Annotated in this window: 12 protein-coding genes; 6 read left to right on the plus strand and 6 right to left on the minus strand. The window is 69.1% G+C overall.

Features of this window, described 5'->3' with window-relative positions:
• Positions 1–157: 157 nt before the first annotated feature.
• The 6 genes from F9C11_RS31120 to F9C11_RS31145 form a co-directional block, all read right to left on the minus strand.
• Positions 158–1276 (minus strand): cobalamin-independent methionine synthase II family protein, encoded by a 1119-nt coding sequence (locus F9C11_RS31120; protein WP_409180918.1) that lies wholly within the window; start codon positions 1274–1276, stop codon positions 158–160.
• A gap of 946 nt (positions 1277–2222) precedes the next feature.
• Positions 2223–4334, minus strand: coding sequence for an acyltransferase family protein (locus tag F9C11_RS31125; protein WP_409180919.1), 2112 nt, complete (start codon positions 4332–4334; stop codon positions 2223–2225).
• A gap of 121 nt (positions 4335–4455) precedes the next feature.
• Positions 4456–5478, minus strand: a complete 1023-nt coding sequence (locus F9C11_RS31130; RefSeq protein ID WP_409180920.1) for an LLM class flavin-dependent oxidoreductase — start codon at positions 5476–5478, stop codon at positions 4456–4458.
• Positions 5479–5506: 28 nt separating this feature from the next.
• Positions 5507–5800, minus strand: coding sequence for a DUF1905 domain-containing protein (locus F9C11_RS31135; RefSeq protein WP_409180921.1), 294 nt, complete (start codon positions 5798–5800; stop codon positions 5507–5509).
• Between the two features lie 162 nt (positions 5801–5962).
• Positions 5963–9622 carry a CARDB domain-containing protein gene (locus tag F9C11_RS31140; protein WP_409180922.1) on the minus strand — a complete coding sequence of 1220 codons (3660 nt, stop codon included), beginning with the start codon at positions 9620–9622 and terminating at the stop codon, positions 5963–5965.
• 75 nt (positions 9623–9697) lie between these two features.
• Positions 9698–13282, minus strand: a complete 3585-nt coding sequence (locus F9C11_RS31145; RefSeq protein WP_409180923.1) for a CARDB domain-containing protein — start codon at positions 13280–13282, stop codon at positions 9698–9700.
• A gap of 357 nt (positions 13283–13639) precedes the next feature.
• Between F9C11_RS31145 and F9C11_RS31150 the strand changes: the two genes are divergently transcribed.
• The 6 genes from F9C11_RS31150 to F9C11_RS31175 all read left to right on the plus strand — a co-directional run bounded on the left by F9C11_RS31150 (position 13640) and on the right by F9C11_RS31175 (position 22153).
• Positions 13640–14647 (plus strand): LacI family DNA-binding transcriptional regulator, encoded by a 1008-nt coding sequence (locus F9C11_RS31150; protein WP_409180924.1) that lies wholly within the window; start codon positions 13640–13642, stop codon positions 14645–14647.
• A gap of 122 nt (positions 14648–14769) precedes the next feature.
• Positions 14770–16149 (plus strand): ABC transporter substrate-binding protein, encoded by a 1380-nt coding sequence (locus F9C11_RS31155; RefSeq protein ID WP_409180925.1) that lies wholly within the window; start codon positions 14770–14772, stop codon positions 16147–16149.
• A complete protein-coding gene (locus F9C11_RS31160) occupies positions 16127–17101 on the plus strand; it encodes a carbohydrate ABC transporter permease (protein ID WP_409180926.1) in 975 nt (324 codons plus the stop codon). Before F9C11_RS31155 ends, F9C11_RS31160 begins: the two co-directional genes overlap by 23 nt.
• Complete coding sequence (locus tag F9C11_RS31165) at positions 17098–17967, plus strand: carbohydrate ABC transporter permease (RefSeq protein ID WP_409180927.1); 870 nt, start codon at positions 17098–17100, stop codon at positions 17965–17967. Before F9C11_RS31160 ends, F9C11_RS31165 begins: the two co-directional genes overlap by 4 nt.
• A gap of 46 nt (positions 17968–18013) precedes the next feature.
• Entirely contained in the window at positions 18014–19600 is a 1587-nt protein-coding gene (locus tag F9C11_RS31170) for an alpha-amylase family glycosyl hydrolase (RefSeq protein WP_409180928.1), read from the plus strand.
• 201 nt (positions 19601–19801) lie between these two features.
• Positions 19802–22153 carry an alpha-L-fucosidase gene (locus F9C11_RS31175; RefSeq protein ID WP_409180929.1) on the plus strand — a complete coding sequence of 784 codons (2352 nt, stop codon included), beginning with the start codon at positions 19802–19804 and terminating at the stop codon, positions 22151–22153.
• The last annotated feature ends 232 nt before the right edge of the window (positions 22154–22385 follow it).

Genomic DNA, 22385 nt, shown 5'->3' on the forward strand with positions numbered 1-22385 from the left:
CCCTATCGGGGCAGGCAAACCGGCCCGGGTCGCCGGGCGCACCTAGTAGCGGGTCACCACCGCTGCCTCGGTCGTGGCCGTGCCTGGCCCGATCCAGGCACGGCGAAACACCCTGCGTAACCGTCGCCGGGCGGTTTTCCCTTGCGCCGCGCGATATTCAGTCGACAGCGGCGGTCTGGTGAGTTTCCTGGCTGTCGCGCGACGCCGGAAAACCGACCCCCAGCCGATCCGCCGCGAGCGCGGTTCCTTCCAGCCGCGCGCGGATCTTGGCGAACGCGGTCTGCCGCGAGGTCGACTGGTCGTCGGCGAACGGCGAAAAGCCGCAGTCGTCGCAAGTCCCCAGCTGATCCACCGGGAGGTACTGGGCCGCGCGCAGAACGCGGTCCCGCACCTCCTCCGGGGTCTCCACGCGCGGGTCGATCGGATCGGTCACCCCGACGAACACGCGGACGCCCGGCCGGAGCCGGTCCGCGAGGACGCGCAGGACCCGGTCCGGATCGGGCTCGCTGGCCAGCTGAACGTAGAAGTTGCCGGCAGTGTGCTCGAACAGCGCGGGAAGCAGCTCGGCGTAGTCGACGTCGAGGCTGTGCGTCGAGTCCTGGTCGCCGCCCGGGCAGGTGTGCACGCCGATGCGCGCCCGCTCGGCTTCGCTGAACCGCGCCAGCACCCGGTTGTTCAAGGCGACGAAATCGCGCAGCACCTGACCGCTGGGGTCGAGCTTCAGCGACAGGCGTCCCTCGGTGAAATCCAGCTGGACCACGTGCGCGCCCGCCTCCAGGCAGCCGCGGATATCGGCCTCGGCCCCGTCGACCAGGTCGGCGAGGAAATCCTCGCGCGAATAGCCGTCGAGCCCGGCCGCCGGATAAAGCAGCGACAGCGCGGAAGGCGCGATGACCGCTTGCTTGACCGGAAGATTCGTGCACTGCCGGGCGGCCCGCACATACTGTCCGGCGTGCTCCTGGTAGCGGAACGGCCCGGAGGCCAGGCAGGGCAGCTGCCGCTGATGCCCGTCGGCGAACGGGATGACGACGCCGTCCGGGGAAAGGTTCGCCGCGCCCGCGATCGGGTAGGTGACGAAACTGGGTTTGCGCTGCTCGCCGTCGGTGACCACGGTCGCGCCCAGGCTCGCTTGCGTTTCGATGGTCTCGCGGACGGCCCGGTCGAGAACGGAGGCGAAGGCCGCGTCGCCGAGCTGCCCGCTTTGCCGCGCGGAGAGAGCACCGAGCAATTCGGGCGAACGGGGGATGCTGCCGATGGGTTCGGAAGGAATGGTCATGAGGGCGAGCCTAGGAGCGGCGGCGCGGAACGGAACCCGGAAAGAACCCTGGAGGACGCAGTTCTCCTCCTTTCGAGCATTACCGGACCGGAAGTGTTGACACGCTCTTCCGAGGAGATGTGCGTGTGCATGCCTAGTTGACACATGGAAAACAACGTGTCGGCGAGTCGCGTGTTCAGCTGCTCGATGCGGGGTTTCGGCGCGGAACGGTCGCAGGCACGCACCGCCGTCTCACTGGCCGGCGCGGCCGTGCACCCGCGCAAGAATAGTGCGAGGCCCTAGTGGCGCTCGCTAACCTATGGACTTGCGCATTTGCTCGAGAGTCATCGCGACACCGTCAACGAAGACCTGCCCCCCCCCCCCCCCCCGCACAACCCTGGCCGAGGTTAAACTCTTCCGGCTAAACTGTGCATTGTTCACAGCCGCCCCAGTCAACAGCGCCCAGTGAAGTTCGCATCGGTCAGGTCGCAATTATCCAGCATCGGCTCACAGAAATCTCCGATGTTTGGCTCTCGAAACTTCCGTCGCCGTCGCCGATTCGTTGCACTGGAGAACGACCAGCCTCCGCCGAAGTCGGCCCCCTCAAGCAGGTGTCCCGGAGATCTATCGGATGCTGCACTTGCCCAGACGAGTCATCGCGCCGCGCGAGTACCGTAATCGCTAATTGGACATCCGTCGGCGGCGTCTGCCGCTGGCCGCAGCCGGACACGGGAGCACGTTCTCGAACGTATGAGGTCCTTGGCGCCCAGTTGCTCCATCGCGTTCCTGAATCTGCCGGAAACCTGCCCGCGTTCCGACAGGACCAACTGATCCCGAGTGCCTCCGAGGGATTCCGCGGTGAAAAACAACGCGATGACAGCAGCAAGGCCTGAGAACGGACGTCGCTTTATGATCCTCATGCCAGTCAAGTTTCCTTGGAGCAGCGAAACTAATGTGGACGTCCGTTTCAGCCGGGGATGCCCGCCGCTGCGGCGATGCTCTGGTCGAGGCTCAAGCTGTAGTCCAGGTTCAAATGATCGGCGTCGTAATAAACCCCGACCTTCCCGATCACCGCGTAGCAGCGTTGCCGGTCGCAGAAGTAATCCGTCAGGTCGAGCAGCCGGACCTTCGGGTCGGCGCTCGCCTTGGCCGCCGCCGTCAGTGGGTCTGGCGGTTGTGCGACAGAGCGGTCGACCGCGCATTGCCGTGGGTCGTCCGGGTTCAATACCACGCAGTCCGTTGGGCGGACCAGGCCGTTCAGTGGCGGGTCGGCCAGAACGAAGACCGTCGCGCCTGCTGACGTCCACTGGGTCCAGTACGAGTTCAGTCCCTCTTGGTACTGCTCCGCTTGCGACCGTCCACTGTGGTCGTCTGCTCGTTCGTGTCTGCTGTAGAACGACGTGAACACGTACGCGGGGCGCGTCTTCGCGATGTCGCCGACCATCGACTTCGTCCACCTCATGCACCGCCGGTCGGGGGCGGTGCCGCGGTAGTTCAGGGCTTCGATGTCGGCGAACGGGCAGCCGCCCAGGTAGCTCGTGTACAGCAGCCAGTGGTTCTTGCGGGCCAGGCTCAGCAGCGGCCCCTGCCACTGCTGGGCGTGCGAGTCGCCGACCAGCCACACCACCGTCGGGTTGGCGGCGCCCTGGCTGAAATCGCATTGGGTGGTCGTTTTCGTGCCGTCGCTCGCCGAGTACTGCGACAGCAGCGGCGGGCAGTCCGCGGGCGGCGTGTAGTACCGGTTGGCCGGGCCCATCTCGACGCTTCTGGCCGGGCCGAACGGATCGGCGCACGCGTTGCCCGCCATCAGGGCCCGCGCGCCGTGGCAGGGGCCGGTCATTTCCGCCGCCAGGTCGCGAGCCGCCTGGTCGACGTGCCGCTCGTAGGTCCAGGTCAAGCCGCCGGCCGCGGCGCACACCGCGAGCATTCCGGCTGCCATGCCGGCGAAGGTCGCGCCGGCATGGCGGCTCAACGGCTGCCAGGTGCGGACCGGGTCTTCCACGAACCGCTTCGACGCGTACGCCGCGATCAGGGACGCGGCCACGATGCCTGCCTTGACCTGCCAGGTCAGCGCACCGGCGACCAGCGCGCCGGGGAAGGCGAACGGGGCCAGCATGATCAGCGGCCAATGCCACAGGTACAGCGAATAACTGACATTCCCCAGCCATTGCACCGGCGGCGACGAGGACAGCGGCGTGTGCCACTGCCGCCCTTCGCGGGTGCCACCGAAGATGACCAGCGCGGTGCCCACCGCGGGCAGCAGCGCGGTCGCGCCGGGAAACGCGGTCTGGTCGTCGAACAGGACCGCGGCGGCGGCGATCGCGGCGAAGCCCGTGACCGAGGCGAGATTCGCGGCGATCTTCGGCAGTACGAAACGCACGCCGCCGAAGGCGAGCAGAGCGCCGAGCGCGAACTCCCACACCCGCACTGGCGTCACGAAGTACGCCTGGCTCTTCGACACGTCGGTGAACCAGATGCTGAACCCGAGCGAGGCTGCCCCGGCGATCGCCACGCCGGCGAACCTCGCCCAGCGGGCGCGGATTTTGAACAGCAGCAGGAGAAGCAGCGGCCAGAACAGGTAGAACTGCTCCTCGACCGAAAGCGACCAGTAGTGCTGGGACAGGCTCGCCGACTGGTTGAAGTGCGAATAGTCGACAGAATTCGCGGCCAGCAGCCAGTTTTCCCAGTAGAGCGCGCTCGCGACGACTTCCTGCGCGTTGGCTTCCCAGCGCGGGTAGGGCATCAGGAAGTACGCGGCGGCGACGGCGAACGCCAGGACGAGAAACGCCGCGGGCAGCAGGCGGCGCACGCGGCGGGCGTAGAACTGGGCGAGCCGGATCCGTCCGGTGCTCGCGGCCTCGCGCACCAGATGCGAGGTGATCAAGAAACCAGAAATGACGAAGAAGACGTCGACGCCGACGTAACCGCCGGTCAACCGCGTGGGCCAGAGATGGTTCAGCACGACGAGCCCGACCGCCGCCGCGCGCAGCGCCTGGATGTCCGGCCGGAACGCCGGTCTTCGCTCCCCGCCCGCCGTCCCCGCGGGCCGGACCGGCCCGCTCAACGTCCCCGTGCCCACTTTCCGCCCCTTTGTCCCGCCACCCGGAAAACTCCGTGATGCTAGCGGGACCGGCCGGCGGGTCCGGCACGGGCGTGCGCGAGGGCGAGGGGACGGCAGCGGTCCCCTCGCCCTCGTGCGGTCAGCGCCAGCCCAGTTCCGGGGCCACGTGCGTCAGGATGCTCTCCAGCACGTGGACGTTGTAGTCGACGCCCAGCTGGTTCGGCACGGTCAGCAGCAAGGTGTCCGCGGCCTGCACCGCTTCGTCCTCTTTCAGCTCGCGGACCAGTTCGTCCGGCTCGGCGGCGTACGAGCGGCCGAAGATCGCCCTGGTGTTCTCGTCGATCATGCCGATCTGGTCGCGCGAGTTGCGGTCGCGGCCGAAGTAGGCGCGGTCCAGGTCGTTGGTCAGCGCGAAGATGCTGCGGCTGACCGACACCCTCGGCTCGCGTTCGTGGCCGGCTTCCTTCCACGCCTCGCGGTAGGCCTCGATCTGCTTGCGTTGCTGGACGTGCAGCGGTTCGCCCGTTTCGTCGTCCTTGAGCGTGGAGCTCTGCAGGTTCATGCCCAGCTTCGCCGCCCAGACGGCCGTCGCGTTCGAGCCCGAGCCCCACCAGATGCGGTCGCGCAGGCCCTCGGAATGCGGTTCCAGCCGGAGCAGGCCCGGCGGGTTGGGGAACATCGGGCGCGGGTTCGGCTGCGCGAAGCCCTCGCCCTCGAGAAGCTTGAGGAAGACCTCGACGCGGTCGCGGGCCATGTCCGCATCGGTTTCGCCCTCGGCCGGGGCGTAGCCGAAGTACCGCCAGCCGTCGATCACCTGCTCCGGGGACCCCCGGCTGACGCCGAGCTGGAGCCTGCCCCGCGAGATGAGGTCGGCGGCTCCGGCGTCCTCGACCATGTACAGCGGGTTCTCGTAGCGCATGTCGATCACGCCGGTGCCGATCTCGATCTTCGACGTCCGCGCGCCGATCGCCGCGAGCAGCGGGAACGGGCTGCCCGCCTGCCGCGCGAAGTGGTGCACGCGGAAGTACGCGCCGTCGACGCCCAGCTCCTCGGCCGCGACCGCGAGGTCGATCGACTGGTGCAGGAAGTCGGCGGCCGAGCGGGTCTCGGAGTGCGCGCTCGGCGACCAGTGGCCGAACGAGAGGAAGCCAATGTTCTTCACACGTCGTCAAACGTTCAACTATCCGCGTTCATTCCCGGCGGCCGCCGGCGAGCCGCTCCAGCAGGACGACGGTGACCGAGTCCCCGGCCTCCTTGCCGATCGCCTTCCGCAGGGAGGCGTTGACCGGGAGTTTGTGGGTGCCGTCGCCGAGCGCCATGAACGAGCCGCGGAACGGTTCGCCGTCGACGGTGCCGCGGACTTTCGCCAGGCCGCGGGTGCCGAAGAACTCCGCCGACCCGGGCCAGACCAGGTAGGTGTGGCCGCCCTTGGCCGGGCTCTTGCGCAGGGTCGCGGTGAATTCCTCGTTGAGTTCGCCGGTCATGGCCGGGTCTCCTTCGTTTCGGGTGGCTGCTCACCCCGAGGTACGAACCTGGGTGCGGGATTTCGACACGCTGCCGGCCTCCCGCCGGAAACACCGGACGACAATCACTCATGGTGACGGTCCGGTGCCGGAACGGAGTCCCGGCACCGGACCGTTCTCCCCCTATCGCGTCTCGCGCCGGGCGGCCGCCGCCGGGACCGGACCGCCGGTGATGACGAACTGCGATCCCGGCTCGCGGACGATGTCGCCCGCCGACGAGTTCGTGATCGTCACGTTCGACAGCGTCGCGCTTCCGCGCGCGCCGCTCATCGCGAGAATGCCCGCGCCGTTGTTCGACTTGTCGATCTTCACGTTGCTGATCTTCACGTCCGGCATCGCGCCGCCGCCGGTCTTGAACTGGATCCCGTCGTAGGTCGAATCGCGGATTTCCGTGTCCCGCAGCGTGACGCCGGGGATGTCCTTGCCCTGCGCGAAGAACGTGATCGCGCCGAACTTCTGCTGTTCGCCCCAGAACACGCCGCCGCAGCGGTACAGCGCGTTGCCGGCGATCAGCGTCTGCCCGGAGAACGGCAGCGGGTCGTGGTCGGTCGCCAGCATGATGCCCGGGTAGTTCATCGTGTCGGAGACCAGGTTGTTCTCGATCTTGTTCCCGTACCCGCCGTAGACGGCGATCCCGTTGGCTCGCCACGGCAGCTGCACCGTGTTGTTGCGGAACACGTTGTCGTGCGCGATGTCGACCGCCGGGTCCTTCACGTACTGGTTCGCCCACACCGCGAGCGAGTCGTCGCCGGTGGTCCGGAACGACGAGTCGACCACCCGCGAGTTCCGGGTGCCGTTGGTGAAGTTGATGCCGTCGGCGTAGGTGTCGCGGATCCGCATGCCGCTGAACTCGAGGCCGTCGGCCGGGCCCCACAGCGCCGGGATGTTGCTGTAGTCCCGGCCGACCCACACGCCGACGTTGGCGTGCTCGATCCACACGTTCGAGATCTTCGTGCCGGTGCCGAACCGGCCGTTGAGCCCGACGCCGCCTTCCGCGCCGCCGTCGCCGCCGCGGATCCGGCCGGAACCGAAGATGGCGAGGTCGGAGATCTGCACGTTCTTGTCGATGTCGAAGCCGAAGTTGCCCTCGTGCGGATGGTTGATGCCGCCCGCGTCCTGCGGCTGGATCAGCGAGTACAGCTGCGAGTACCACATCCCGGCGCCGCGGATCGCCGCGTTCGAGATGCCGACCTGGTTGTACTGGCCGCCGCCGTTGGGCACGTTCGGGTCGTCGGTGAGGATCTTGCGTTCCTGCCGCCACTGGCCCGGCGGGATCCAGACGCAGCTGATCACGCCGTTCTGGTCGTCGGTCACCGCGCGCTGGATCGCCTCGGAGTCGTCGATCCCGTCGTCGGGCACGGCGCCGTAGTCGGTGATCGACGTGCATTCGGCCGGTTTCGGCAAGGCCGGCGCGACTTGTTCCAGGTCGATCAGGTCGATGACGTAGTACGCCGCGCTGTCGCCGCTGTCGCGCTGCAGCTTGAACTTCGTGCCCGGCGGGTAGGACTGCGTCAGCAACGCGTGCGATTCGTCGAAGAGCCGCCGCGCGTCGGCGCCCGGGGTGTTGGTCAGGCCTTCGGGATCGTCGGTGGTCCCGTAGAGCCAGCTGTGCTTGGACGACAGGTTCAGTTTCTGCGCGAAGGCGCCGTTGACGTACAGGCTGATCGTCGCGTCCTGTCCCCCGCCGCCGGGGGCGTCCGGGATGGAGTTGCGGACCACGATCGAGTTCGCCTGGTTCGTCGACGTGAATTCCACGTACTGGCCCTGGTTCGCCAGCCGCACGGACTTCCGGCCGGACGACTCGGTGGCGAAGTTCGTGTGCCCGAAGGTGCGCAGCGGATCGGTCTCCAGCAGCTGGCCTTGGTACTGCGCGGCTTCCGCTTCGTACTCGACGTACGGAACCGCTGCGCCGCGGCCGACCACTATCGCCCGTGAGAGTGCGTTGTTGGCTTCGTTGGTCTCCTCGACCACGTCGGTCGCGTCGGCCGTCGCGGTGAGGGTCGCGTTCGCCGCCGGCCACGTGCCCGGCATCGCGACGTTCGCCGTGGTTCCGGCGGCGATGGCGGGGGTGTCGGCGTTCAGCGTGGTTCCGCCGGCGGACAGCCGGGTCACCGAGGCGCCCGCGCCGCTCGTGCCGCGGTTGTGCACGGCGACGGTGAACGACACCGGCGCGCCGACGGCCGGGTTCGGCGGGTTCGACGTGATGCCGGTGACTTCGAGGTCCGGACCCGGGGCCTGCGCGATCACCAGCTGGGCCGGCGAAGTGAACGTGTTGTTGGTGTCGTCCTGCTCGACCACGGTGTTGGCCGGGTCGACGGTCGCGGCCACGCGGTAGCTGCCCTGCGGTCGCTTGCCTGCTTGCACGGTCACCGTGGTGGAGGCTCCGGCGGCGAGTGCGGCGACCGGGGCGGAACCGACGACAGTGCCGCCGAGGCTGACATTGACCGTCGTCGCGGCCGCCGGAGCGGAGCCCGCGTTGCGCACGGTCGCCGAGACGGCCAGGTCGCTGACTTCGGTCGGGTTCGCCGGAGTCCATTCGGTGCCGGTGACGACCAGGTCGGGGTTCGGCGCGGCCGTTCCGAACACCTGGAACTCGGCCGCTTGGCCGCCTGGCGCGCCGGAGTTGGCGAAGAACCGCAGCCGCACGTCCGCGGCACGGCCGGAGACCGGGATCGTCACGGTGTTCTGATTGGCGGCCGGGTCGAAGCGGTAGTCGGCTCGCGCGGACAGCGAGGTGAATTCCGTGCCGCCCTGCGCTCGGCCGAGGATCTCGAAGTTCTGCGTCCGCGCGCTCCAGATCGGGTCCGGGTTGAGCTTCACGACGACCGAGGAGAGGTCGGCGTCGGCGCCGAGCTTTACTGTCAGGGTGTTCGGGTAGCCTGCGGAAGACTCCCAATAAGTACCTGTGTTGGTGTCGTTCGCGTTGGCCGCCGCGAACGCGCCGACCGTCGAGGACGCCTCGATCGGCTTGCCCGCCGCGAGGTTCTGGCCGGTCTGCGTCCCGGCCCGGACGACGTGGTTGCTGTCCGCGGACTCGTTCCCGGCCGCGTCCTTGGCGCGCACGAAGTACTCGATCCGCGTGCCCGCCGGGCGGTTCTCGGTGAAGGTGGTGCCGGTGACCGTGGCGACGGGTGCGCCGTCCCGATAGACGGTGTATCCGGTGACGCCGACGTCGTCCGTCGACGGCGACCAGGTCAGTTTGACCTGCCCGGCGGCGGGCTCGGTCAGCGCGACGTTCGCGGGCGCGGTCGGGGCTTGCGTGTCGCCGGTGTCCGGCCCGTACAGCTCGAACTCCGAGAGCTGCGCGGCGGGCCAACCCGTGTTCGCGGTGACGTCCAGCCGCACGTAACGCGCGGACCCGGTCACCGGGATGGTCACCGCGCCGGAGGTGAACAGGTACCCGGTCGAGCGGACCAGGTCGGTGAACGTCGTGCCGTCGGTGCTGCCGCGCACGGAGAGCGTCTGCGTGCGGGATTCCCAGGCAGCAGGCAGTTTCAGCACGATCCGCGAAAGCGGCTTGGCCGAGCCGAGGTCGGCCTGGATCCATTGCGGGAACGCGTTGTTGGCCGATTCCCAGTAGGTGTCCTGATTGCCGTCGAACGCGTTGGCGACGGGATAGCCGGGCTGGACGCTGCTGGCCGATACCGTGCGAGCCAACGGCACCTCGGCGATCGCTGGACCTGGTGACGGGCCGCCGGCCGCGGCGGCGTGGGCGAGGCCGGCCGCGAACAGCCCGGCGGCGAGGAAACCGGCGACGAGACGGGACAAGCGCATCCGTGTCATGGCGTCTTCTCTTCTCTGCGGGGAAGGGGAAGGAACGGGCGCCCGCCGGGAGGGTCCCGGCGGGCGCCCGGGTGCTCAGCTGCGGTTGATCGTGAACGTGGTCGTCGTGTTCCGGATGTCCTGGTCGTTGTCGCTCAGCGTCAGCCCGGTGAACGTCGCCGACCCGACCGCCGGGCCCTGGCCGGGCTCCGGCAGCTCGTTGGCCCAGATCCCGAACCCGGACTTGGCGTCGAACTCGTCGCCGCTGCGGTGCGCCCCGCTGATCGACACGTTCGTCAGCACCGTGTCCTGGACCGGGTTCTCCGGCTGGCTGCCGTCGTATTTGGTCTGGAACATGATGCCGCTGTAGGTCGGGCTCTGGATGTCCACATCGGACACCCGGATGCCGCGGAACTCCTTGGACGCGGAGAACATCCAGATCGCCGGGAACGTCTGCTTGCCCCAGAAATGGCCGCCGGTGCGGGCCAGCGTCGCGTTCTGGACGGTCGTCGGCTGCGGCCCGAACCCGAGGAACGGATAGCCGAAGTCGAGCGAGCTGAGCGTGATCCCGGAGTACGTCAACGTGTCCGCGATGTAGAGGTTCCGGAAGGTGTTGTTGTACCCGCCGTACACCGCGAGGCCCGCCGCGCGCCACGGGAGCAGCACGGTCAGGTTCTCGAACACGTTGTCGTACTGGTTGCCCTGGTTGAGGTCCGTGGCGGCGAACAACGCGAAGCTGTCGTCGCCGGTGGAGCGGGCTTCGTTGTTGGTGACGTGGTTGCCGGTGCTGCCGTTGGTGAAGTTGACGCCGTCGGCGAACGTGTCGCGGATGCGGGAGTTCTTCACCGTCGAGTTGTCCACATTGGTCGCCCAGAGCAGGCACATCTGGTGCTCCACCCAGATGTTGTCGATGGTCATGTTCGTGACGCCGGTGAAGTTGAAGACCTTGCCGGGGCCGTCGATGCGGGAGGTGTAGTTCCCGAACACGGCGAACCCGCTGAAGGTCGACCCGCTCGCGCTGGCCTGCGCGTCGAACCCGATGTCGGTGTCCTCCTGCCCGGCCGGCGCGGTGAACCTGGTGAACCACGGTCCGGCGCCGAGCACGGTGACCGGCTTGCCGTACACGGTGGCCTTGCTGGTCATCGCGTACTGCCCGGCCGGGAGGTAGACCCCGGTGAGGTTCGGGTCCTGGCGGACCTTGTCCAGCGCGGCCTGGACGTCCTGCTGGCTGAACCCGGCCGGGACCGCGTAGTGCGCCGGGTCCGGGTTCGCGGTCGCGGCGGCCAGCTCGAAGTTCACGAAGTCGATCGCGTAGTTCGAGCTGTTCGCCGCGTCCTTCTGCAGTTTGATCTTGTGCCCGGCGGGCACCGTCGTGCCGAGCAGCGTGCTGGCCTCGTCGTAGATGTGGCGCGCCGGTCCGGCGCCCGGCGAGTTCTGCGGCGACGCTTCGGCGCCGTAGAGCCACGCGTAGTGCGAGGTCAGGTCGATGGCCTTGAGGAACGTGCCGTCGACGTACACGTTCAGCGTCGAGTTCTGTCCGCCGCCGCCCGCGGCGTCCGGCATCGAGAACCGGGTGACGAGCGTGTTGGTCGCCGCGCGGGTGGTGAACTCGACCGAGGAGCCGGTCGCGTTCAACGTCACGGCTTTGCGGCCCGACGCTTCGCCGGCGAGGTCGCCGATCGTCCGGTTTGGACCGATCACCGACGCACCGCCCGCGACGACGCCGTCTTCGGCTTCGTACATGTCGTACGGCATGTTGGCGCCGCGGCCCACGAACAGCGATTGCGTGCTGGTGTTGTTGCCCTGCTTGGCAGGCAGCTCGTTGGCATCGTTCGCGACGACAGTTTTCACCGTGTACCGCCCGTTCGCTGCCGTCCAGGTTCCGAGCGGCACCGACGCGGTGGCACCAGGCGCGATGATCCCGGCGGAGGACCCGCTCAGCGTCTTGACGACCGTCCCGTTCTGGTCGGCGACCGTCACCGTGACGCCGTGCTCGCCGTCCGCCGAGGCGACCGTGCCTTGGTTGCGCAGGGTCGCGGTGAAGGTCACCGTGTTGCCCGCCGCCGGGTTGTTCGGCGACCAGGCGGTGGCTGCGACGAGGTCAGAACTCTGCACCGGGCTGACCACCAGCGGCGTCGCGCTGGTGTAGGAGTTGTTGTCCTCGTTCTGTTCCACGACGGTGTTGGCCTCGTCGACCTTCGCGGTCACGTCGTAGCTGCCCGCGTCCCGGGTACCGATGCTCGCCGACACCGTCGTGGACGCTCCGGCCGCGAGCGCGCCGACAGCCGCCGTGCCGACCTTCGTCTTGCCCAGGTACAGGTTTACGTCGGTCGCGCCGGAGGCGGCCGTTCCGGCGTTGCGGACGGTCGCCGACGCGGTGATCGCGTCCGTCTCCACCGGTTTCTGCGGCGACCACGACACGGCCGAGACCGTCAGATCCGGGTTCGGCGCGGGCACGCCGAAGACCTGGAATTCCGCGGCCTGGCCGCCGCCCGCGCCGGAGTTGGCGGTGAACCGCAGGCGGACGTCGCTGGCCCGGCCGCTGACCGGGATGGTCACGGTGTTGCCGCTAGCGGGGTCGAAACTGTACGTCTGCGCGGGTGCCAGCGTGGCGAAATCGGTCGCGCCCTGATCGCGGCCCTCGACGGCGATCGTCTGCGTGCGCGCGCTCCACGCCGGGTCCGGGTTGAGCTTCACGACGACCCGGTCCAGGTCCGCGTGCGAGCCGAGCGCCACGGTCAGCAGGTTCGGATACGCCCCGCTGCCCTCCCAATACGTGGTCACCGAGTCGTCGTTGGCGTTGGCCGCGACGTAGGTCTGCTGGGTCGACGACGCCGTGATCGGCTTGCGCAGCGCGAGATTCGTGCCGCTTTGAGTGCCGTTGCGGGTCACCGTGTTGCTGTTCGCCGACTGGTTGCCTGCCGCGTCGCGAGCGCGCACGTAGTACGCGACGCTCGCGCTGGCTGGCTGATTGTCGGTGTAGGTCAGCACATTTCCCGCGACGCTGCCGCGGAGCTGGCCGTTGGCGTACACGTCGTAGCCGGTGACGCCGGTGTTGTCGGTGGACGCCGACCAGGTCAGCCGGATCTGGCCGCTCGCCGGCTCGGTGTAGGCGAGGTTGCCGGGCGCGGACGGCGGTTGCGTGTCGCCGCCCGCCGGGCCGTGCACCTCGAACTCCGACAGCTGCGCGGCGGGCCAGCCGGTGTTGGCGGTGATGTTCAGCCGGACGTAGCGGGTGTTGCCGGTGACGTTCACGGTGACCGTATTGCCGGTCGCCGGGTCGAACCGGTAGCCCGCGGACGGCACGAGGTCGCTGAAGCTCGCGCCGTTCGCGCTGCCCTGCACGGCGAAGGTCTCGGTGCGGGCTTCCCAGTTCGCGGGCAGTTTGAGCACGAGCTGGGCGACGTTCGTCGCGGCGCCCAGATCGGCCTGGATCCATTGCGGGAACTGGTTGTTCGCGCTTTCCCAGTAGGTGGCCTGGTTGCCGTCGCCCACAGTGGACACGGGATAGCCGGGGAGCTGGCTGCTGGCGGTGTACGTCGCGGTGGCGGCTTGGGCGGCGGGCTGGACGGCGGCCTTGGCGGCGGGGGCGGGCGCGCCGTTCGCGGGCCAGGCGGGGGCGGTCAGGAGCAGGGACAGGGCGGCGATCGCGGCGCGCGCGAGCAGTCGCTTCGTTCTCATGGGTTTCCTCTGATCCAGGGAGGAGGGAGACGACTCGAACAAGGGCGCCCCGCGTGGCACGGGACGGCGGGGACCAGGGAGCGGACCGGCGGGAACGGGTCCGGGGGCGCACGAGAACAGCGCGGAGCGGTCGGCATGGCACCTCTTCGTTGAGGCTGGGGCAGGACGCTTTGCCGCGAATGCCCGGGATCCAGTCAGGTATTTTCACTGATTCGTTCAAGAATTACAGCCCACTGCCGCCGGGAAGTCAACGCCGCTGGTCGATGCACCCAGCCTTTCACCAGCGGTTTCGTCGCGAGAGCAAGCGAAGTCCGCCCGCTGTCGGAAACTTGCGCTGGTTTGCGGTAACTTTCACTCATGACACGTCGTCTTGCCGAAGTCGCCCGCCAGGTCGGGGTCAGCGAAGCCACGGTCAGCCGGGTGCTCAACGGCAAGGCCGGGGTGTCCGCGAGCACCCGGGCCGCCGTGCTCACCGCGCTGGACGTGCTGGGCTACGAGCGGCCGACGCAGCTGCGCGGCGAGCGGGCCCGGCTCGTCGGGCTGGTGCTGCCGGAGCTGCAGAACCCGATTTTCCCGGCGTTGGCCGAGGTCATGGGCAACGCGCTGGCCCAGCAGGGGTTCACGCCGGTGCTCTGCACGCGGACCGCGGGCGGGGTGTCGGAGGCGGAGTACGTCGAGATGCTGCTGCAGCAGCAGGTGTCCGGCGTGGTGTTCGCCGGCGGGATGTACGCGCAGGCCGACGCCGTCCACTCGCACTACCACCACCTCGTGGAGCGGCGGCTGCCGACGGTGCTGATCAACGCCGCGGTCGGCCACCTCGGCCTGCCGCAGGTCTCGTGCGACGACGCGGTCGCCGTCGAGCAGGCGGTCGGGCACCTGAGTTCGCTCGGCCACGAGAAGATCGGCCTGGTGCTGGGGCCGAGCGACCACGTCCCGTCGCGGCGGAAGCTCGAGGCGTTCCGGACGCACGCCGCGAAACTCGGGCTTCCGGTGCTGGACGAGCTGGTGGAGCACGGGATGTTCTCCATCGAGGGCGGGCACGCGGCGGCGGCGCGGCTGTACCCGCGCGGGGCCACGGCGGTGTTGTGCGCGAGCGACCCGCTGGCGCTGGGGGCGATCCGCGCGGCCCGGCGGCAGGGCTTGTCCGTGCCGGGCGACATTTCGGTGGTCGGCTACGACGATTCGGCGCTGATGAACTGCACCGACCCGCCGCTGACGACCACCCGCCAGCCGATCGAGGCGATGGGCCGGGCGGTGGTCGAACTGCTGGTCAAGCGCATCAACGGCGGCGAGGTCGCGGTGGAGGAGCTGCTGTTCGCGCCGGAGCTGGTGGTGCGCGGCTCGACGGCCCGCAGGACCGGCTGAACCCCGAGTTGTCCTGCTGTCCATAAATTTCAGCTTTTCCTCAAGTTCTTGCGCGGACGTGGTGCCCGGCTCTAGGGTGACCGCCATCACCTGCTGTGCTCCCCCGCGAGATGAGGCTTGAGATGAGCAGACCCTGGTCCCCCTCCGTTTCCCGCCGGACGTTCGCCTTGCTCGCCGCGACGGGCCTGGTCCTGGGAACCGCCGCCTGCGGGAGCGGAGGCGATCCGGGAAGCTCCGCCGGGGGCAAGGTCACGATCACCGTCACCGGCCAGCCGCCGACGAGCCAGCCGTTCGAACGCGGCGTTTTCGACGCCGACGTCAAGGAATTCGAGGCGACGCACCCGAACGTCAAGATCGAACCGCACGAAGGGTTCATGGACCCGAAGACGTTCGGCGCGAAGCTGGCGGGCGGGCAGCTCGAAGACGTCTACTACGTCTATTTCACCGACCCCGCCCAGATCATCGCCCGGCACCAGGCCGCGGACATCACCGAAGCGGTCAAGAAGGTCCCGCACGTCAACGACCTCAAACCGGAACTGCTCGACAATTTCCGCGGCCCGGACGGCAAGCTCTACGGCCTGCCGACGATGAATTACACGATGGGCCTGCTCTACAGCCGCCCGCTGTTCCAGAAGGCCGGGCTCGACCCGGACAAGCCGCCGAAGACGTGGGACGAGGTGCGCGCGGCGGCGAAGAAGATTTCCGCGCTGGGCAACGGAATCGTCGGGTACGCCGACTACAGCAAGAACAACCAGGGCGGCTGGCACCTCACCGGCTGGCTCGCGTCGATGGGCGGCTCCGTCGCGCGCAAGGACGGCGGCAAATGGGTCGCCGATTTCGACAACGAAAAGGGCAGGGCCGCGCTGAACACCCTGCACGACCTGCGCTGGACCGACGATTCCATGGGCAGCAAGCAATTGCTGGAGGCCCAGGACGTGCAGCGGATGATGGGCGCGGGCCAGCTCGGCATGTACATGGCCGCCCCGGACAACGTGCCGGTGCTCGTCAAGCAGTTCAACGGCAAGTACGAGGACTACGGCATCGCCGGAATGCCCGAGGGCAAGGGCACGCTGCTCGGCGGCGAGGGCTACATGATCAACCCGAAGGCGTCGCCGGAGAAGATCAAGGCGGGCCTCGAGTGGATCCAGTGGAAATATCTCAACCCGGACCGCTTCGAGAAGCACATCAAGCAGTACGTCGACGGCAAGCAGCCGGTCGGCCTGCCCGCCGAGCCGACGCCCGACGTCTGGCAGGGCGCGGTGCGCGACAAGCAGCTCGAGCTGAAAGCCAAGTACGCCAACGTCCCCGCGCAGAACTACCAGTCCTATGTGGACTCCACGAGCAAGATCAAGGGCAGCGTCGAACCTCCGAACGCGCAGCAGGTGTACGCGATCCTGGACAGCGTGATGCAGGCGGTGCTCACCGATCGGAACGCGAACGTCGACCAGCAGCTCTCGTCCGCCGCGGCCAAGGTCACCAGTGTCCTCGCCCAGGTCAAGTAGCCTCCTCGCCTGGCCCGCGACGTCCTCGTCGCCGGCCAGGCGGCCGGCCGTCTCCCCCGCCGCCCGCCGCCGGGCCCGGCTGCGCCGCAAGCTCAAGGAGAATCTCACCGCGTACGGCCTGCTCTGCGCCGCGCTCGTGGTGTTCGCGATGTTCTCCTGGTATCCGATCGTGCGCGGGGTGCTGCTCAGCTTCCAGCAGGTCGATTTCGTCAACCCGCCCGCCTGGGTCGGCCTCGACAACTTCGCCCGGCTGTTCGCGGACCCGCTCTTCGGCGTCGCCTGGCGGAACACGCTGCTGTTCACCGGTCTCGCGCTGGTCTTCGGGTTCGCGGTGCCGTTCCTGACCGCGGTGCTGCTCAACGAGATGCGCCACGCCCGGGCGTTCTTCCGGCTCGCGGTGTACCTGCCGGTGATGCTGCCGCCGGTGGTCGCCGCGCTGATGTGGAAATGGTTCTACGACCCGGGTTCCGGCCTGTTCAACTCCGCGCTCGGCGCGCTGGGCGTGTCCGGTCCGCAATGGCTGGACTCGAGCGGCACCGCGATGCTGTCGCTGGTGTTCGTCTCGACGTGGGCGAACATGGGCAGCACCACGCTGATCTACCTGGCCGCGCTCGGCACGATCCCCGGCGAGCTGTACGAGGCCGCCGAACTCGACGGGGCCGGGATGTGGAAGCGGCTGCGGCACGTGACGTTCCCGCAGACCCGGTTCGTCCTGCTGATGCTCCTGCTGCTGCAGATCGTCGCGACCATGCAGGTGTTCACCGAACCGTACGTGATGACCGGCGGCGGCCCGGACGATTCGACGGTGACCGTGCTCCTGCTGCTCTACCGCTACGCCTTCGTCTACAACGACTTCGGCTCGGCGAGCGCGATGAGCCTGCTGCTGTTCCTGGCGCTCGGCGTGTTCTCCGCGCTGTACGTCCGGCTGACCAGGAAGGCGGACCAGGCATGAGGACTCTCGTCTCGCCCGGCGCGCTGCGCAGCCGCCGCGGCAAGGTCGTCTACGGCGTCGTTTTCGCCTGCACGCTCCTGGTGTTCGTGCTCGCCTTCCTGTTCCCGCTGTACTGGGCGGTGACCGGGGCGATGAAGACGCCGCAGGAACTGGCGCAGACGCCGGCCACGCTCGTCCCGCACGAGTGGCATCCGGAGACCTTCGCCGAGGCCTGGGACCAGCTGAACCTCGGCAAGTACTTCCTCAACACCCTGGTCGTCGCGGGCGGGGCGTGGCTGGCGCAGATGGCGATCGACGTCCCCGCCGCCTTCGCGCTGTCGAAGCTGCGGCCGAAGTTCGGCAACGCCGTTCTCGGGCTCATGCTCGCCACCCTGATGCTGCCCGCGGCCGCGCTGCTGGTGCCGACCTACGTCACGATCAGCGATCTGCCGCTGCTGCACCTCAACCTGATCGACTCCCCCGCCGCGATCTGGCTGCCCGCCGCCGCGAACGCGTTCAACGTCTATGTGCTGAAGCGGTTTTTCGACCGGATCCCGGACGAGCTGATCGAGGCCGCCCGGCTCGACGGCGCCGGTCCGGTGCGCACGCTGTGGCGGATCGTGCTGCCGATTTCGCGGCCGATCCTGGCCGTGGTGTCGATCCTCGCGGTGGTCACCGCGTGGAAGGACTTCATCTGGCCGCTGCTGGTGTTCCCGGACACCGGCAAGCAGACGCTTTCGGTGATGCTGCAGCGGGTGGCCATCGACATGCCGCTCAACGTGCTGACCGCCGGGATGGTCCTGGCCAGCCTGCCGATGGTGGCGCTGTTCCTGGTGTTCCAGCGGCAGATCCTTTCCGGGCTCACCGCGGGCGGGCTCAAGGGCTGAGCCCGCCCGCGCCTGGCGCTTTCCCCCACCACGAGGAGGGTTTTCCGTGACCGCATCCCGAAGACAAGACAGCTGGTGGCGCACCGCGGCGATCTACCAGATCTACGTCCGCAGCTTCGCCGACGGCAACGGCGACGGCATCGGCGATCTCGCCGGGGTCCGCGCGCGGCTCGACCACCTGGCCGCGCTCGGCGTCGACACGCTCTGGTTCACCCCGTGGTACCCGTCGCCGATGGACGACGGCGGCTACGACGTCGCCGATTTCCGCGGCATCGACCCGCTTTTCGGCTCGCTCGCCGAGGCCGAGGCGCTGATCGCCGAGGCGCACGGACGGGGCCTGCGGGTGATCGTCGACATCGTGCCGAACCACTGCTCCGACGAGCACCCCTGGTTCCGCGAAGCGCTCGCCGCCGGCCCGGGTTCGCTTGAGCGGCAACGGTTCTGGTTCCGGCCCGGCCGCGGTCCGGACGGGGCCGAGCCGCCGAACAACTGGAAGTCGCGCTTCGGCGGATCCGCGTGGACCCGGGTGCCGGACGGCGAGTGGTACCTGCACCTCTACAGCTCGCGGCAGCCGGATTTCAACTGGGACAACCCGGACGTCCGCGCGGAATTCGAGGACATCCTGCGGTTCTGGTTCGACCGCGGCGCGGACGGCTTCCGCATCGACGTCGCCGACGGGCTGGTGAAGGACGCGCGGCTGCCGGACGTCTCCGACGGCGACGAGACGCCGTTCTCCGACCAGGAGGGGCTGCACGAGATCTACCGGTCGTGGCGGAAGATCGCCGACAGCTACCCGGGCGAACGCGTGCTGGTCGGCGAGATGTGGCTGCCGGACCTGTCCCGCACCGCGCGGTACCTGCGCCGCGACGAGCTGCATTCGGCGTTCAACTTCGATTTCCTCGTCTGCCCGTGGGACGCCGCGCGCTTCCGGGAGGTCATCGAACGGACGCTGCGGGCGCACGACGCCGTCGGCGCGCCGCCCGCGTGGGTGCTGTCGAACCACGACGTCACACGCCACGTCACGCGGTACGGGCGGGCGGGCGACACCGGGTTCTCCTTCGCCGACCGGTTGCACGGCAGCTCGGTGGACCTGGTGCTGGGCACCCGGCGGGCCCGCGCGGCGGCGTTGCTGACCATGGCGCTGCCCGGCGGAATGTACGTCTACCAGGGGGAAGAGCTGGGACTGTGGGAGGTCGAGGACCTCCCCGACGAACTGCGGCAGGACCCGGTGTGGACGCGCACGAACGGCGCCGACCCCGGCCGCGACGGCTGCCGGGTGCCGCTCCCGTGGTCCGGCGACGCACCGCCGTTCGGCTTCGGCCCCGGCGGTGCGTGGCTGCCGCAGCCCGCGGAATGGCAGGCGTACACGGCGGAAGCACAGGCGGCGGACCCGGCGTCGATGCTCAGCCTGTACCGCGCCGGGCTGCGGCGGCGGAGGGAATTCACCGGGGAGCTGGAATGGCTGCCGCTCGGCGACGACGTGCTGGCTTTCCGCCGGGGACCGGGATTCACGTTCGTCCTCAACTTCTCCGGCGCCCCGGTCCCGTTGCCGCCGCACGCGGAACTCCTGCTGGCCAGCGACCCGGTGACCGCCGAACTGCCGACCGACACGGCGGTCTGGCTGCGGTCCTGACCCTCGCTCGCGCAAAGCCGGTCGCCCCGGGGCGGCCGGCTTTGCGCGCTGCCCCGCTGAGCGGGATCTCCTTGACAGCATTCCAGTGCGCGCCGACGATGATTCATCAGATGTATCGGCTGATTGCCTACCCTTGATTCCTTTGGTGATCGAGAAACTCCCGCCAGGCATCGGATCACTGGACTTCACTGTGGAGGTTCCATGACGACCTATCCTCGTCGGCACGCGCTCGGCATGGCGCTCGGCGGCGCGGTGCTGCTCGGGCTGCCGGGCACCGCGGCGGCCGCGGGCGGGCCGGAGCGGGCGGTGGTCGCGGACGGCGCTGGCGCGCCGGTCGGGCCGCCTCCTCCGCCGGTTCCGGTCCCGCTCGACGCGTGGTTCGACAACGACGGCATCGACTCCGCGAGCGCGCACGACGGGAACTTCGACGGCTCCGGCTATACCTTTCCGGCGGAGCAGATCCCGGCGGGCAGCACGGTCACCGCGGGCGGTGTGCCGTATCAGCTCGGCTCGGCCACCGCCGGGGCGAAGAACAACGTCATCGCGCTCGGGCAGCGCCTCGACCTGCCGAAAGGCCGCTACTACGGTGCCGCGTTCCTCGTCGCGTGCAGCTACGGCAGCACCGGAGGCACCGCGACCGTCCACTACGCCGACGGCAGCACCAGCACCGCCACGATTTCCGGTTCCGACTGGTACGGCTCGGGCGGCGCTGTCGCCTCGGCCTTCCGCTACGGCCCGGGCGGGGTCACCGACCAGAACCCGGTGTCGATCGGCACCGCGCAGGTGTGGATCGACCCGGCGCGCGAAGCGGTCGCGCTGACCCTGCCGAAGACCGCCCCGCCGGCGGCGAATGTGGCGAGCCTGCACGTGTTCGCCTTGACGCTGCAGCCGGTCGCGCAAGGCCGTTCGGTCACTGTCCTCGACGCCCGGGCGACCGCGAACCTCCTGCAGGACGGCGGTCCGCAGGCGGTCGAGGCGACGATCGTCAACACCGGCACCGTCTGGCTCGAAACGCGCGACCGGATCACCGTCACGCTCGACGTCCCGGGCGGCCGGATGCGCACGCCCGCGCCGATCCCGCGCCTCGCGCCCGGCGAACAGGCCACCGTGCGGCTCGGCCTCACCCCCGACCGCGGCCTGCCCGCCGGAACTCCCGCGACCGGCCGGATCCGGGTGCTCGCCGACCGGTCGGCGATCGCCACCCGGACGCTGCCGGTCCCGCTCGGCATCCCGGACTTCCGGCCGACCGACGCGTCGCTGTCCACGCACCGCGCGCCGTATTGGTTCTGCGACGCGAAATTCGGCATCTTCATCCACTGGGGCGTGTACTCGGTGCCCGCGTGGGCTCCGGTCGGGCAGCAGTACGCCGAGTGGTACTGGAACAACCAGCAAGATCCCAACGGACCCACGTACGCATATCACGCGAAGACCTACGGAGAATCGTTCGTCTACGACGACTTCATCCCGAAGTTCACCGCCGCCCGGTTCGACCCGCGTTCCTGGGTGCGGCTGATCGAGGACGCGGGCGCGCAGTACTACGTGCTCACGTCCAAGCACCACGACGGTTTTGCCTTGTGGGACACCAAAGTCAGCGGCCGCAACGCGAAGAAGCTCGGCCCGCGCCGCGACCTCGTCGCCGACCTGTTCGCCGCGTCGCGCAAGTACACGCCGGGGCTGCGCAACGGCCTGTACTTCTCGCTGCCGGAGTGGTTCAACCCGGACAATCCGCGGATGGGCCACGCGCCGCGCAATCCGTACACCGGCGCGCCGCTGCCCTACACCGGCTACACCGCCGGCCGCGATTTCGTGAAGGATCTCCAGGCGCCGCAGGTGCTGGAGCTGATCTCCGGCTTCGACCCGGACGTGCTCTGGTTCGACATCGGCGGCGTGAACGACAGCCGCGAAGTGCTCACCGAGTATTTCAACCGGGCCAAGAACCGGCGGCGGCCCAAGGACGTCACGTACAACGACCGCGGCGGCATCCCGGACCACGACTTCACCACGCCGGAGTACACGACGTACCCGAACACGGTCGTCGCGAAGTGGGAGTCGAGCCGGGGCCTGGACCCGTTCTCCTACGGCTACAACCGCGCGACGCCGGACGACAAGTACATGACCACCGACGACGTGGTGCACACGCTCGTCGACGTGGTATCGAAGAACGGCAACTTCCTGCTGGACATCGGCCCGGACTTCGACGGCACCATTCCCGCGGTGATGCAGCAGCGGCTGCGCGAGACCGGGGCCTGGCTGCGCACCAACGGGGAAGCGATCTACGGCACGACTTACTGGTCCCGGATGGCGCAGCTCGGCGACCTGCGGTTCACCGTGCGGCCGGGTGCGGCGTTCTACGTCATGTCGCTGGTCGCGCCCGGCTCGCAGCTGGTGGTCGACGCGCCGGTCCCGATCCGCCCGGGCGACCGCGTGAGCCTGCTCGGTTACGGCGGCCCGCTGCACTGGACGCAGAGCGACGGCCGGTTGGTCATCGACGTTCCCGCGGCGGCGCGGGCGTCCGGGAAGCACGCGTGGGTGTTCAAAGTGGACTGGCGCTGACCCTCTCCGGTGGCCCGGGTTCCCGATCGCGAGCCCGGGCCGCCACTTCGGCGTCCGAACAGAACCCGCGGCCGCTGCGCTTCAAGCACGACAGCCCGGGCAGCCGCCGCCAGGTCAACCGACCCGCCCGATAGGCCGGGAACGCGTCCGACAGCCCGTCCAGATCCGGTCGTCCCACGATACCCGCGCGGATCGCCGCGACCGCCCGGATCGTGGCGCGCCACAACGAAGT

Origin of the sequence: Amycolatopsis sp. VS8301801F10, from assembly GCF_046195355.1 — a bacterium.
Classification (GTDB): domain Bacteria; phylum Actinomycetota; class Actinomycetes; order Mycobacteriales; family Pseudonocardiaceae; genus Amycolatopsis.